Annotated in this window: 14 protein-coding genes; 11 read left to right on the top strand and 3 right to left on the bottom strand. The window is 68.4% G+C overall.

Features of this window, described 5'->3' with window-relative positions; translation table 11 throughout:
- Positions 1–19: 19 nt before the first annotated feature.
- Positions 20–2,398 carry an isoamylase gene (locus Q664_RS19815; RefSeq protein ID WP_043397747.1) on the top strand — a complete coding sequence of 793 codons (2,379 nt, stop codon included), beginning with the start codon at positions 20–22 and terminating at the stop codon, positions 2,396–2,398.
- Here the strand turns inward: Q664_RS19815 and Q664_RS19810 are convergent.
- Positions 2,353–2,589, bottom strand: a complete 237-nt coding sequence (locus Q664_RS19810; RefSeq protein WP_043397745.1) for a hypothetical protein — start codon at positions 2,587–2,589, stop codon at positions 2,353–2,355. The two genes, Q664_RS19815 and Q664_RS19810, sit on opposite strands and share 46 nt — an antisense overlap.
- 303 nt (positions 2,590–2,892) lie before the next feature.
- Here Q664_RS19810 and Q664_RS19805 point away from each other — a divergent pair, with 303 nt between their 5' ends.
- The 4 genes from Q664_RS19805 (at position 2,893) to Q664_RS19790 (ending at position 6,339) form a co-directional block, all read left to right on the top strand.
- Entirely contained in the window at positions 2,893–3,918 is a 1,026-nt protein-coding gene (locus Q664_RS19805; protein WP_043397742.1) for a helix-turn-helix domain-containing protein, read from the top strand.
- Positions 3,908–4,765, top strand: a complete 858-nt coding sequence (locus Q664_RS19800) for a nucleotidyl transferase AbiEii/AbiGii toxin family protein (protein WP_152622213.1) — start codon at positions 3,908–3,910, stop codon at positions 4,763–4,765. The genes Q664_RS19805 and Q664_RS19800 overlap by 11 nt, the downstream gene beginning before the upstream one ends.
- A gap of 81 nt (positions 4,766–4,846) precedes the next feature.
- Positions 4,847–5,608, top strand: coding sequence for an SDR family oxidoreductase (locus tag Q664_RS19795; protein WP_043397735.1), 762 nt, complete (start codon positions 4,847–4,849; stop codon positions 5,606–5,608).
- A 17-nt stretch (positions 5,609–5,625) separates the two neighbouring features.
- Positions 5,626–6,339, top strand: coding sequence for a TRM11 family methyltransferase (locus Q664_RS19790; RefSeq protein WP_043397733.1), 714 nt, complete (start codon positions 5,626–5,628; stop codon positions 6,337–6,339).
- Between the two features lie 57 nt (positions 6,340–6,396).
- On the opposite strand, the gene Q664_RS19785 is transcribed toward Q664_RS19790, so the two are convergent.
- Positions 6,397–7,299, bottom strand: coding sequence for an alpha/beta fold hydrolase (locus Q664_RS19785; RefSeq protein WP_052518398.1), 903 nt, complete (start codon positions 7,297–7,299; stop codon positions 6,397–6,399).
- Positions 7,296–8,198, bottom strand: coding sequence for a halocarboxylic acid dehydrogenase DehI family protein (locus tag Q664_RS19780; protein WP_043397730.1), 903 nt, complete (start codon positions 8,196–8,198; stop codon positions 7,296–7,298). Before Q664_RS19780 ends, Q664_RS19785 begins: the two co-directional genes overlap by 4 nt.
- A 251-nt stretch (positions 8,199–8,449) precedes the next feature.
- Between Q664_RS19780 and Q664_RS19775 the strand changes: the two genes are divergently transcribed.
- From Q664_RS19775 to Q664_RS19750, 6 genes are all read left to right on the top strand, one after another.
- Entirely contained in the window at positions 8,450–9,010 is a 561-nt protein-coding gene (locus Q664_RS19775; RefSeq protein WP_084610140.1) for a Uma2 family endonuclease, read from the top strand.
- Positions 9,011–9,134: 124 nt separating this feature from the next.
- Positions 9,135–10,016 (top strand): Dyp-type peroxidase, encoded by an 882-nt coding sequence (locus Q664_RS19770; protein WP_043397724.1) that lies wholly within the window; start codon positions 9,135–9,137, stop codon positions 10,014–10,016.
- A complete protein-coding gene (locus Q664_RS19765) occupies positions 10,013–10,381 on the top strand; it encodes a response regulator (protein WP_043397723.1) in 369 nt (122 codons plus the stop codon). Before Q664_RS19770 ends, Q664_RS19765 begins: the two co-directional genes overlap by 4 nt.
- 74 nt (positions 10,382–10,455) lie before the next feature.
- On the top strand, positions 10,456–10,770 hold the full coding sequence (locus Q664_RS19760) for a hypothetical protein (RefSeq protein ID WP_052518397.1): 315 nt from the start codon (positions 10,456–10,458) through the stop codon (positions 10,768–10,770).
- The gene (locus tag Q664_RS19755; RefSeq protein WP_043397721.1) at positions 10,767–12,119 is read left to right on the top strand and encodes a sensor histidine kinase; all 1,353 of its coding nucleotides are present in this window, start codon (positions 10,767–10,769) and stop codon (positions 12,117–12,119) included. Before Q664_RS19760 ends, Q664_RS19755 begins: the two co-directional genes overlap by 4 nt.
- Entirely contained in the window at positions 12,116–12,868 is a 753-nt protein-coding gene (locus Q664_RS19750) for a hypothetical protein (RefSeq protein ID WP_043397718.1), read from the top strand. Before Q664_RS19755 ends, Q664_RS19750 begins: the two co-directional genes overlap by 4 nt.
- Positions 12,869–12,946 lie beyond the last annotated feature (78 nt).

The following is a 12,946-nucleotide window of genomic DNA, read 5'->3' as shown; positions in this document are numbered from 1 at the left end:
CCGCGCTGGGAGTCACTCCATGAAATCTGTCCTCGGAAAATTCCGTCCCTGGCGGGCGGCCCTGCTCACCGCGGGCCTCGCCACCACTCACCTGCTGTCCTGCGGCCCGGCCACGGAGACCGACGTCCTCTCCGTCGACGGCACCTCGGAGGCGGTGGGTGACACGCGGCAGGAGGCCATCTCCTGGACGCTCGGCGCCCAGTACGACGCGACGAAGAGCAACATCACCTTCCGCGTCTACTCCTCGCGCGCCACCCGCATCGAGGTCTACATCTACAAGACGCCCAAGGGCGCCCAGGAAGTCGCGAAGTACGTGCTGACGAAGAACACGAGCAACGTGTGGTCCACCACGGTCTCCGTCGCCACGCTGAAGAACACCTACGGCGTCACTGGCCCGGTGTACTACGGCTACCGCGCCTGGGGCCCCAACTGGACGTACAACAGCGGCTGGACCAAGGGCTCCAGCCTGGGCTTCGTCTCCGACGTGGACGCGCAGGGCAACCGCTTCAACCCCAACAAGCTGCTGATGGACCCGTACGCGCTGGAGATCAGCCACGACCCCATCAACCCCAACAACACCGATGGCACCGTCTACGCCACGGGCGCCACGCACCGGCTCAAGGACAGCGGCGCCGCGGCGTCCAAGGGAGTCGTCCTGGCGCCGGACACCACCAGCTACGGCACCAAGCCCACGCGCGCCCTGAAGGATGACGTCATCTACGAGGTGCACGTGCGCGGCCTCACCCAGGGCGACTCGAGCATCACCTCGTGCAAGGGCACGTACGCGGGCGCGGCGCAGAAGGCCGCGTCGCTGGCGGCGCTCGGCGTCACCGCCGTCGAGTTCCTCCCGGTGCAGGAGACGGACAACGACGCCAACGACGTCACCGCCAGCACCGCGGGCGACAACTACTGGGGGTACATGACCCTCAACTACTTCGCGCCGGACCGCCGCTACGCCTGCGACAAGTCCGCGGGCGGACCCACGCGTGAGTTCAAGGCCATGGTGAAGGCCTTCCACGATCAGGGCATCAAGGTCTTCATCGACGTGGTCTACAACCACACCGGCGAGGGCGGCGCGTGGAGCTCCACGGACAAGACGACGTACAACGTCTTCACCTTCCGTGGCCTGGACAACCCCACGTACTACAGCCTCACCAGCGACTATCAGAACAGCTGGGACAACACGGGCGTGGGCGGCAACTTCAACACCTTCAACCCGGTGGCGCAGGATCTCATCGTCCACTCGCTCAAGTACTGGAAGGACGAGCTGGGCGTGGACGGGTTCCGCTTCGACCTGGCGTCGGTGCTGGGCAACACGTGCCAGCACGGGTGCTTCAACTTCGACAAGACGAACAGCGGCACGGCGCTCAACCGCATCTGGCGGGACCTGGCGCCGCGAGCGGGCACGGGTGGCACGGGCGCGGACCTCATCGCCGAGCCGTGGGCCATTGGTGGCAACAGCTACCAGGTGGGCAACTTCCCCAGCGGCTGGTCCGAGTGGAACGGCATCTACCGCGACACCCTGCGCAAGGACCAGAACCAGATGGGCCTGGAGACGGTGACGCCGGGAGACCTGGCCACGCGCTTCGCGGGCTCCTCGAACCTGTACCAGGATGACGGCCGCAAGCCGTACAACTCCATCAACTTCATGGTCGCCCACGACGGCATGACGTTGAAGGACCTGTATGCCTGCAACAGCAAGAACAACAGCCAGCCGTGGCCCTACGGCCCGTCCGACGGTGGCGAGGACAACAACCACAGCTGGGATCAGGGTGGAGTGGCCGCGGATCAGCGCAAGGCGGCGCGCAACGGCTTCGCCTTCCTGATGCTGAGCGCCGGCACGCCCATGTTCAACGGCGGCGACGAGTTCCTGCGCACGCAGTACTGCAACAACAACGTGTACAACCTGGACTCGAGCGCCAACTGGCTCAACTACTCGCTGAGCACGGACCAGGCGAACTTCAAGACGTTCGCCCAGCGGCTGATCGCCTTCCGCAAGGCGCACCCGGCGCTGCGTCCGGCCAACTTCTACAGCAGCGTGGACAACAACAGCAACGTGATGGAGCAGATGCGCTGGTTCCAGCCGAGCGGCGCCGTGGCGGACACCGCGTACATGGGCAACGGCAACAACCACTCGCTGGCCTGGCGCATCGACGGCACCGAGCTCGGTGACTCCGCGAGCGCCATCTACGTGGCCTACAACGGCTGGAGCGGGGCGGTGAACTTCTCGCTGCCGTGGCCGGGCAATGGCAAGCAGTGGTACCGGGTGATGGACACCTGCCCGTGGGCCGAGGGCGCCAACCAGGTGAACAGCCCCGGCTCCGAGGCGCTCATCGGTGGCGAGGGCTACAGCTACGGCGTGTGCGGCCGCGGCCTGCTGCTGCTGATCGCGAAGTAGTCCGCTGACGGAGTGGTTTCGCGGGGCGCGGCGCCTTCCAGGGCCGCGCCCCGATGTATTTCCAGGCCTCGAGACGCGTAGGTGTCGCGCAGGCTCATCTCGTAGACGTCGAGCGTCGTGGGCAGATCCACCATGGCCGCCAGGTCCGCGAGCCCGCCGGTGACGTTCTCCTCCATGACGAACAGATCCAACTCACGCTCACAGGGAACTCCGCCCCACCAGCCAGAGGCCAGCCGAACGCGAGCGCAACCAACGCGGAGGAGGATGACGAGCGCTCTTCCGGCCGCCCGCCCCCCATCTCCCAAGAAAGGAAGCTCATTTTCACTGGAGAAGCATCTTCCTCACGAAATGAAGAACGAGCCCTGATGAAAATAGATCTTCCAAGCCATTGAAATTATAAGATCTCCACCCATATGGATCTCCCAATTCCATGGATAGGGTTCTTCACCTGGGTTTGATCTTCATTCCTTCTTGAAGGAGACTCATGAGTGAAAATGACCGTTGAGTTCCACCTTCCCACCCGGATTGCCCGCTGGATACAGCCCCAGCCATGGCTTCACGTACGGAGCTCCGACAAGGCGCTGTTGAAGCTGGGTAACCGCATCGTCCGCCTTCGCGTCGTGGACGTTCCGGCGTCACTCCCCGTGGAGCACATCGACTCGATCCTGCGCGTCGTGAGCCACCGGGAAGAGGAGGAGGAACCCCACGACATCCCGGTCATCGCGAGCCCGTTCCTCAGTCAGACCGTCCGGCAGTGGCTCGCCGAACGGAATGCCAGCTACCTGGACTCCAGGGGACATTGCCATCTGGTGGCAACAGGAGTGCTCGTCCACTTGGACGAACCTCCACCGCCTCCCGTCAAGAAGCGCGAGAAGGGTGGGGTGGGTGTCCATGGCATCAGGGCCCTCCAGGTGCTGCTGGAACAGCAGGAGCCCATCTCCGTCTCCCAACTCGCGCACCTGTCCTCCGTCTCCCTGGGACAGGCGCACAAGATACTCGAGCAGCTCGAGCAGTTGGGATTGGTGCGCGCCTTCGGCAAGGGGCCCGCCAAGCGGCGTGTGGTGAGAGAGCGGACAGAACTCCTCGACTGGCTCGAGCAACAACCCAGTGCCACCCGCTGGGAACCCTCGCTCGATGTAGCCCTCTACGCACGCCGCCCCGAGGAGCTCTGGTCGCGGATGAGCACGAAGCTCACACAGGTGGGAATCCCGCACGCCCTCACGGGAGCCGCCGCGACGAGCCTGTACGGAGTGGGCCCGACCAACGTTCCGATTTCCCTCGTCCGCATCTCCCCGGAGATCCGCCTGGAACAAGCCGCCAAGGAGCTCGGAGCGGAAATCACCGATCGGGGCGCGAACCTCGCCTTGCTGCATGACACCGGCAAGGTCGGCTGCTGGCGTACGGAAACGAAGAACGGCATCCAACTGGCGCCTGCGATCCGCATCTACCTGGACGCGCGCTCCGAACGCCGCGGTGACGACATCGCCCGGCAATTCCGTGAGGTGGTGCTTGGCTATTGAAGGAGGTCATTCCGGTGAATACGACCCGGCGGTCCGTTCGCAGCTGCTGGGAGAGGCCGCACGCGTCGTACGCGCGTTCAGCTTCGCGGGAGCACATGTCGTCATCGTGGGAGGGCTCGCACCCTCCCTGCTCGTCCCCAAGCCCGAGCCGGGCCTCGAGCCGCATATCGGCACCCAGGACCTCGACCTCTGCCTGCGCGTGGCCCTCGTCGAGGGCGAAGTCGGCAACTACGAGCGCCTGGAGAAGTGCCTCAAAGAGGCGAACTTCAAGATGTTGAACGGGGCGAGCTGGCGCTGGCAAGGAGGCGTCGCCCTGCCGCTGACCGTCGAGTTCTTCTGTCCGCCAGCTCCGGGACGCGAGCCGGGGCAGCTGTATCGTCCCGGCGGGTTCGTGGGTGGAAGACTGTCGGCGATGGTCCTCGCGACCGGAGGACTGGTCGACAAGGACTTCCGAGAAGTGGCCGTCGAGGTCCTCCTGCCGGGAGGAGGAGGGAAGACACACCAGCCGCTGAATGTGGCCGGACCTGCTGCCTATCTTGCCGCGAAGGCCGATGCGCTGCAGCGGCGCAACAAGAACAAGGACGCCTACGACATCGTCTGGCTCGTGGAGTCCTGGCCGGGAGGACAAGCCACGTTGGCTCCCGACATCCGCGCGAGTGTCGTCTTCAACGATCCCCTCTTCCAGGCGGCCCTGGTCACCCTGAAGCGGGAATTCGAAGACATCGATTCCGCGGGGGCAAAGAAGTACGCACGCTTCATGGGTGGGGCGGGAGTAGATCCGGACCAGCTTGCTCGCCGTGCCAGCGGAGCCATCAAGCTCCTCCTCGAGGAACTGAGCAAGCCGTAGCGGACGAGCTGCCCTCCATCATGAAACATGATGGAACGGGGAGCGTGCACTCCTCCGGCGCCTCATTAGAATCCGCGTCCCATGCAAACCCTTCAAGGATGGACGGCCCTCGTCACCGGCGCCAGCGCGGGAATCGGCGAGGCCTGTGCACTCGCGCTCTCTCGAGCGGGCGCACGGCTCGTGCTCGCCGGCCGCCGCGGTGACCGGCTCGAGGCCCTCGCGGCGAAGCTCCCCAACCCCGCCCACCCCCTCGTCCTGGACGTGCGCTCGCGCCAGGATGTCGAGGCCTCGCTCTCCTCGCTGCCCGCCGGGTTCGCCGACGTGGATGTCCTCGTCAACAACGCCGGCCTCGGCCTCGGCCTCGAGCCCGCCCACCAGGCATCGCTCGATGACTGGGAGACGATGATCGACACCAACTGCAAGGGGCTCGTCTACGTGACGCGCGCCCTGCTGCCAGGCATGGTGAAGCGCAACCGCGGACACGTGGTGAACCTCGGCTCGGTGGCCGCCACCTACCCGTACCCCGGTGGCAACGTCTACGGCGCCACCAAGGCCTTCGTGCACCAGTTCTCCGAGAACCTGAAGGCCGACCTCGTGGGCACCCGCGTGCGCGTCACCGACATCCAGCCTGGCATGGTGGAGACCGACTTCTCGCTCGTGCGCTTCAAGGGCGATGCCCAGCGCGCCAGCAAGGTCTACGAGGGCATGGAGGCCCTCAGCCCGGGCGACATCGCGGACATCATGCTCTGGGCCGTCACCCGCCCCGCGCACGTGAACATCAACGTCGTCGAGGTCATGCCCGCCGACCAGGGCTTCGGCCCCTTCAACGTCAAGCGCCGCTGAGCTCCGGGAGCCATCACGTGGAGCAGGCACCTTCACAGGGAAAGAGGACGGTCCACTGCGCGGATGCCCTGGCGTGGCTGGAGGCACAGGGTGTGCTCGCCGGGTGCTCGCTCATCACCTCGATGCCCGACGTGTCCGAGTTCCCTTCCCTGTCGCTCGCGCAGTGGAAGGAGTGGTTCGTCCGTACCGCGTCGCTCGTGCTCTCGCGCTGCCCCGACGACGGCGTCACCATCTTCTACCAGACCGACATCAAGAAGGACGGGACCTGGGTCGACAAGGGATACCTCGTGCAGAAGGCCGCCGAGCAGCTGGGGCACTCGCTGCTCTGGCACAAGGTGGTCTGCCGCACTCCGCCCGGCAGCATCACCTTCGGGCGGCCGGCGTACTCGCACATGCTGTGCTTCTCGCGAGGACTCCGCGCGGCTCTCTCGAAGTCCACCGCCGATGTGCTCCCCCAGGCGGGCGAGGTCACCTGGACCCGGGGCATGGGCGTGCAAGCGTGCCTCGTCGCCTGCCGGTACGTGTTGGAGAACACGCCCACGCGCACCATCGTGGACCCCTTCTGCGGCCATGGCTCCGTGCTCGCCGTGGCCAACTGGCTGGGACTCGAGGCCGTGGGCGTCGAGCTCAGCCGCAAGCGCGCGAAGAAGGCGCGGGCACTCCAGATGCCGCTCGGCGACTCGGAGCCCTCGGAGGGCCCGGAGCCGGAGAGCTCTGACGGGGACGAGTGAGCCGGAGGCTCACGGCCCGCCACCTGGGAGCGAACAAATGGGCGCGCCCGGGTTTTCTCAGCTCAACGGGCCCCGAAGCGAGGGCAGCTCCGCGTCCCGCGACTCCCGGCCCTCCATCTGGGGCCGCTCCTCCACTCCGAGGAATTCATAGAGCGCCGTCATCACCGCGTGCGGTTGGTCCCACATGAGGAAATGCCTCGCGTGCTCCACCCGCACGAGCTTCGCGCCCGGAATCTCCCACGCCAGCCGCTCGCCCCACTTCACCGGCAGGAGGGTGTCGTCCGCGCCCCAGAGCACCCGTGTGGGAACCGCCATGTGCGGCAGCCTCGGCACCAGCTCCTGTGTCTGGTTCGTGTTCAGCGACACCGCGTCGCGCACCAGGGACGCCTTTCCCACCTCCGTCGCATACGGCGCCAGCAACCCGTCCACCACTCCGTCCGGCGGGGCCGTCGCGAAGCCCTTCCCCTTGAGCGCCAGCTTCAACATCCGCTGCAGCCCCCGCGACGAGAACCGCCGCACCACTCCCGGGTGCCCCAGTTGCACCATCAGCTCGACGGGCCACGCGTCGAAACAGACGCTGTTCATCAAACACAGCCGGGCCACCCGCCGCGGGAAGCGGATGGCCAGGTGCTGCGCGATGCCTCCGCCGATGTCGTGCCCCACCACCGCCGCGTCCCGCACGTCCAGCCGGTCCATCCACGCATCCAGCGCCTCGGCCTGCCGCGCGATGGAGCGATCGAAGCCCTCGCGCCGGTCCGAGAACCCGTACCCCAGCAGGTCCGGAATCAGCACCCGGTGCGTCAGGGACAGCGCTGGCAACAGCCCGCTCCACAGGAAGCCCCACGTGGGAATCCCATGCAGCAGCACCAGCGGCTCGCCCCGCCCCTCGTCCACGTAGCTGACGAAGCGCTGGCCCAGCTCCACCACCCGCTGTCTCGCCTGGTAGTCGCGCCAGTTCATCGCAGCTCCTCCCCCACCACGAAGTCCGGCACCAGGCGCGCCTCCGCCGGGAAGGGCAACCGCCGCTCGAGGTCCCTCACGTCGTCCACCAGCGTCGCCATCCCGAGCACCAGCACCGGCAGCCGCCACTCGCTCCGCACCGTCACCCGCTGGATGAGCTCCGCGTCCTCGCGCAGCACCTCCAGCCGCTCCTTCGACAGCGCCACCTCGTACGGCAGCCGCCTCGCCAGCCGCCTCGACGTCTCCAGCAACGCGTCACAGGCGCGCGCCCACTCCTCCGTCCTCATCCGCGGCTTCAGCCGCTCCCACGCGGCTTCCAGGTACCCCGGCCACAACGCCAGCCCCCGGAACTCTCCCGGCAACGCCGGCGGCCCCACCGTCTCCGCGATGTCCTCGAAGAGTCCGCGCAGCCTCGCGTCACCCGGCCGCTCCTCCACCTCCTCCATCGCCATCATCCGCCCCGGAGCCCCCCGCTCCACCCGCTCGGCGCTCCCCAACGGCTGCAGCACTCCCACGCGCTCGTCCTGCAAGGCCAGCTTCACCGCCGAGGTGAACACCAGCATCTTCGGGTCGAGGTAGTGGTACAGCTCCAGCGTCCCTCGCACGTGGTAGCGCTGGCTCTCCCCCAGCACCGCCGCCTCCCACGCGCCCAGCCGGCCCAGGCTCTCGGCGGCCTCCACCGCCTGCGCCCTCACCTCGTCCGCCGCCGACTCGAAGGCCCGCGTCTCCGTGTTCGGCCCCATCGCCTCCCACATCGCCACCAGGAAGCGCTCGAAGCCCGCCCACGTGCGCACCGTCACGTCCAGCCCCGTCACCCGCAGCGTCCGCCGCATCTCGTGGAGGACCCGCTCCACCTCGCCTTGCGCCTCGTGCTCGCTCACCTGCCTGGGATTCGCCATGGACGCGCCTCCTCCGGTCGGAAGATGGACGGTGCTTCCAGGCACGGCACACGGGCACGTCCGCACGGTTGCCCCTCGGCGGGGCGGACGAGGGGTGGACGCCCGGCCCTGCAGACGAGGCTGACTTTTCTGGAAGGGAGGGGCTACCCTACGTATGAAGTCAGGTATAGAGTGAGCGCATGGACCGTGAATCGAGCAGTTCCCCCTGGACTCCTCTTGAAGAGGTGCGTCCGGCTGCCCATGCTCCTGCCATGGGCGGCAGCCGACAGCGCAAGGCGAACTACGCGGACCTGGAGGCGCTCCCGGAGCACGTCGTCGGAGAGCTGATCGACGGGGTGTTGTATGCCAGCCCCCGCCCCGCCCTTCCGCACGCGTACGCGGCCGGGGAGCTCTTTGGCGAGCTGCGCGGCCCCTTTGGCAGGGGACAAGGCGGGCCTGGAGGCTGGCACCTGTTGATCGAACCCGAGCTGCACCTGGGCGAGGACGTGCTGGTCCCAGACATCGCTGGCTGGCGGCGTGAGCGGATGCCTCGAACTCCTCGCACGGCGGCCGCCACGCTCGCTCCCGACTGGGTGTGCGAGGTGCTCTCCCCCTCCACACGAAATTTGGACCGCAAAGCGAAGTTGCCGGTGTACGCACGCGAGGGCGTGCGGCATGTGTGGCTGGTGGACCCGAATGCCCGCACGCTGGAGGTGTTCCGGCTAGAGGAAAACCACTACCTCCCCATGACGCCCCACTCCGGCCAGGTCCGGGTTCGCGCCGAGCCCTTCGAGTCACTCGAATTGCATTTGTCACTCTTGTGGGAGGAATGAGACGACGCGGATATGACATTCCTTCCACCCCCCCTTTGACATCACGCGACCCCATGGGTTCTCCTGGTCCACACGCGACCCGGCGTGCCGGAACATCGGCGCGAGGGTTGGGGGGGTTACAGCGATGCGGCCACAGGAAGGGCTCTTTCATTCGCCTGGAGCGTTCAGTGCTGTCGTCGTTCTCCGGCTCAGCCGTAACGCGGCGGTCCCACAGCTGCGGGAGACGATCTCCGCCCTCTACGGCGAGCTGAGCGCCGCCAGGGGACTGAACACGGTGCTCGGACTGCAGCCCACGCTGCTCCCCGAGGCTCCCATCTCCCCCGCGTTGCTACCCCGCGAGGGTCCCACCGCGCGCTTTCCCTCCACCCAGTCCCACGTGCTCGTCCAGGTGAGCGCCAACGGCCGCGAGCTGCTGCTGTGGTCCCTGCGCCGCGTGCTCGCCCTCACCCAGGCGGTGCTGTACCTGGAAGAGGAGGTGCTCGGCGGCCGCATCGGCGAGGGCCGGGACGCCTTCGGTTTCCGCGACGGCCTGTTGCGCCCCACCCGCGAGCAGGTGCGGCGCGCCGCCCTCGTGCCCTCGGGACACCTGGCGGGTGCTTCCTGGCTGCTCTACCTGCGCTTCCAGCAGAACCTGGAGCGCTTCGGCCGCCTCAAGCCCCAGGCCCAGGAGTTCGTGGTGGGCCGCACCCGCGACGGAGAGCTCGTCCCGGACGCGCCCCCCGAGGCCCACATCCACCGCGTACGGGCCTCCGGCGCCGGGGAGAACCAGCTCCTCATCCGCCGCGGCTTCCCCTTCCGCCAGAGTGGCGAGGAGGGCCTGGCCTTCGTCTCCGCCTCGGCGGACCCGGAGTACTACCAGCGCTCGCTGGACGCACTGCTCGGCGTGGGCGGCCAGACGCCGGACGCCATGCTGCGCTACGCCCGGGCCGTGGGCGGCGGCCTCTACCTCGCGCCTCCCAGTGACTGGTTCCACGCCCCTTCCTCCCCTCGGGAGGCCACCCCATGAAGGTCCTGGTCCTGGACAGTGATGCCCGGGTGTCCCGGGGGTTGGAGCGCACCCTGCGGATGCTCGGCCACGAGGTGCTCCGGCCCACCTCCGCCGCCCTGGCCCGCGCCGCGCTCGAGACGGAGCAGGCCGTGGACCTCATCCTCGCCGCCCAGCACCTGGACGCGGGCGAGACGGGCACCGGCTTCCTGCGCTGGGCCGAGGCCCATGTGCCCCAGGCGCGCCGTGTCCTCATCTCCGGCACGCACTGCCCTCCCGACTTCATCGAGCAGCCCGGCCTCCAGTGGTTCCAGCCCAAGCCCTTCGGCCGCAGCGAGCTGGAGGCCCTGCTCTCCACGCCCGGCCCGAGCCACCCGCGCCCATGACACGCCCCCCCGACGATCCCCCGAATCAAACAGACAACAGTCCGGCTCCTTGAGCTGGCGGAGGCAATGCAGCAATGAGCTACAACGACATCCGTGGGCCCCGAGTGGTGGGTTTGAACGTGGCTTCCTCGCTCAGCGAGTACTTGATGCGCATCCAGGAGCTCGGCGCAGTGGAAGGTCCCGACGGCGCGTTGGAGATCAGCCCCGAGGTGATGCCCATCCTCGAGGCCATCCACCAGGTGCTGGCGGGCGGCACGGTGGAAGTGAAGGTGGTGCACCGGGGCAACCCGGACATCTTCAATGAGCTCAAGCGCCGCGTGGAACAGGTGGGACGGGAAGCCAACGCCATCAACAAAGCGGCGGGCTTCTACCTGACCGCGACCTTATGAACCCATTGCCCCGCTGGCGCCGGCTCGTCCACGACTCCTTCAAGCGCTGGGTGCGCTCGCAGGATCCCCAGGAGGTGCTGGCCGCATCGTCGCTGCAGGCGTGGCTGAGCTCCGCCCTCGTCATCCCGGCGGTACTGGCGCTGGCGGTGTACGCGCCCGGGGCCAAGGGCTTCTTCGATCTCCCCTTCCACAAGGCGTTGGCGTGCCTCGTCCCCATGCTGGGGCTGGGCATCGTCTTCGCGCTGCTGCACCGGGGCCGCCAGCGCCTGGAGTGGTGGGGCTGGCTGTACCTGGTGGTGGGCACGGCCGCCCTGCAATTCTATCTGGCCGCGCTGATGGCCCTGGCGAAGATGCCGGGAGCCATGTTGTTCGGCGCCGTGCTGCTCTTCACCACCGGCTACCACGGCCGCCTCCACCGCGTGGCGCCCTCGCAGCCCTTCCTCGCGCTGGGCTCGGCGGTGGCACTCGGGCTGGCGGCGCTGTTGTCCCGGAGCCAGGAGCACGTGGCCCTCTTCGCCGTCATGGGGCCGCTGGCCGTCCTCCTCGAGCTGTACACGGGCAGCTTCGCCCTGCGGCACGACCTCGCCCGCGCCGAGGCCGAGCAACTGCGCGCCGCCGTGCAGGCCCAGATGTTGGATCAACAGGAGCGCGACGTGGGCCGGCTGTCCCAGGCCCTGGTGCAGATTCTCGGGTACAACCACGACATCAACAACACGTTGATGAGCGTGAGCGCCGCGGCGGACATGCTCTCGGTCATGGGGGTGCAGCGCAACACCCTGCCCCGCGCCGAGTTCGAGGAGCTGGTGCGCGAGGTCAACGAGGGGCTGGCGCGCATCCGGGAGATGGTCATCGAAATCCGCCAGAAGGGGCGGCGCTCGGTGAGCCAGGAGCCGGAGAACGTGCACCTGGTGCCGGTGCTGGAGTCGGTGCGCACGAGCCTGGGCTGGCGCTTCCCGGACGTGGACATCCAGGTGAAGGTGGAGGAGCAGGCCACGCACGCCCTGCTGCGCGGGGGCACCACCACGCTGCGGCGGGTGGTGGAGAACCTGGTGCTCAACGCGTGCGAGGGCAATGGCCAGCGGGGCGCCGCGAAGGTGGACATCCTCGCGCGCCCCGAGCCGTACAGCGGGCGGCTGGAGCTGCTCATCGCCGATGACGGGCCGGGCTTCCCCACGGAGAAGCTGAAGGCCCCCATCGAGGGGCTGTCCACCACCAAGCCGAATGGCACGGGGCTGGGCCTGTACACCTCCGAGTGTCTCATCCGCGCCAGTGGCGGCACGTTGGAGCGGCACAACCGGCCCACCGGTGGAGCGCAGCTGCGCATCCTGCTGCCGCGGGAATTGAGATGAGTGCGGGCGCCGTCTTCCAGGAGGCCCTGCGCGCGCTGCGACGGCACGGGCTCCCGGAAGAGGCCGAGCGTCAGGTGCTGGCGGCGATGGAGGCGGGCCGGCCCGGGCCCCTGGCGCTGCTGTACGCGGCGGGAGCCGAGGTGGGGCTCGGACGCGAGGTGTTGCTGCGGCGCGCGGCGGGGCTCTTCTTCTGCTCGTGCGCGGCGAACCTCGCGGATGACCTGGCGGATGGCGAGTGCTCGTACCTGGAGGAGCCGTCGCGGGTGGGGCCCGGGGTGCAGTTCGCCCTGCAGTCGCTGTGCTTCGCCACGCTGGCCCGGGCGGAGCTCCCCGCCCCCGTGCTGGCCGAGGCCGCGGAGGACATGGTGACGGCGGCGGGCCTGCAGGTGCTCGAGGTGCGCACGGGGACGTGGACGGCCTCGCGCTTCAAGCAGGTGGCCGAGGGCATCGCCGGACAACAGTGGGCGCTCTACCTGCGGGTGCTGTGGGAGGGCACGGCGCGGGCCGTGCGGGCCGTGGAGGTGGGGCGGAGCCTGGGCGTGGCGGCGCATGTGGCGGAGGATCTCCGCTCGGGGGCCGCGAGGTTCCATGGCATGCCCGAGGAGGACCGGCGCGAGGTGGTGGCCTGGGCCCGGGAGGCGGTGGATACGGTGCGCCGAGAGGGGCTGACGAGCCTGGACGCGGCCCTGCGCACGGTGGAGTCCCTTCTTCCCGATTTCCCCTCTCCCCTCGGGAGAGGGACGGGGTGAGGGTGTCCGGGTCCGTTCTTCAATCCGTGGCCCACGCTGTGGACAGAGGGTTCAACCCGGGTTCACCCGATACNCNCC

This window comes from Archangium violaceum Cb vi76 (assembly GCF_000733295.1).
Taxonomy (GTDB): Bacteria; Myxococcota; Myxococcia; order Myxococcales; family Myxococcaceae; genus Archangium; species Archangium violaceum.
The sequence above is the reverse complement of the archived record's forward strand: the minus strand, read 5'-3'. Positions and strand labels throughout refer to the sequence as shown.

Coding starts and splice junctions, on each gene's coding strand:
- Q664_RS19815 (WP_043397747.1), top strand. CDS start 20: ATGAAATCTGTCCTCGGAAAATTCCGTCCCTGGCGGGCGGCCCTGCTC.
- Q664_RS19805 (WP_043397742.1), top strand. CDS start 2,893: ATGACCGTTGAGTTCCACCTTCCCACCCGGATTGCCCGCTGGATACAG.
- Q664_RS19795 (WP_043397735.1), top strand. CDS start 4,847: ATGCAAACCCTTCAAGGATGGACGGCCCTCGTCACCGGCGCCAGCGCG.
- Q664_RS19785 (WP_052518398.1), bottom strand. CDS start 7,299: ATGAACTGGCGCGACTACCAGGCGAGACAGCGGGTGGTGGAGCTGGGC.
- Q664_RS19780 (WP_043397730.1), bottom strand. CDS start 8,198: ATGGCGAATCCCAGGCAGGTGAGCGAGCACGAGGCGCAAGGCGAGGTG.
- Q664_RS19775 (WP_084610140.1), top strand. CDS start 8,450: ATGGGCGGCAGCCGACAGCGCAAGGCGAACTACGCGGACCTGGAGGCG.
- Q664_RS19770 (WP_043397724.1), top strand. CDS start 9,135: ATGCGGCCACAGGAAGGGCTCTTTCATTCGCCTGGAGCGTTCAGTGCT.
- Q664_RS19765 (WP_043397723.1), top strand. CDS start 10,013: ATGAAGGTCCTGGTCCTGGACAGTGATGCCCGGGTGTCCCGGGGGTTG.
- Q664_RS19760 (WP_052518397.1), top strand. CDS start 10,456: ATGAGCTACAACGACATCCGTGGGCCCCGAGTGGTGGGTTTGAACGTG.
- Q664_RS19755 (WP_043397721.1), top strand. CDS start 10,767: ATGAACCCATTGCCCCGCTGGCGCCGGCTCGTCCACGACTCCTTCAAG.
- Q664_RS19750 (WP_043397718.1), top strand. CDS start 12,116: ATGAGTGCGGGCGCCGTCTTCCAGGAGGCCCTGCGCGCGCTGCGACGG.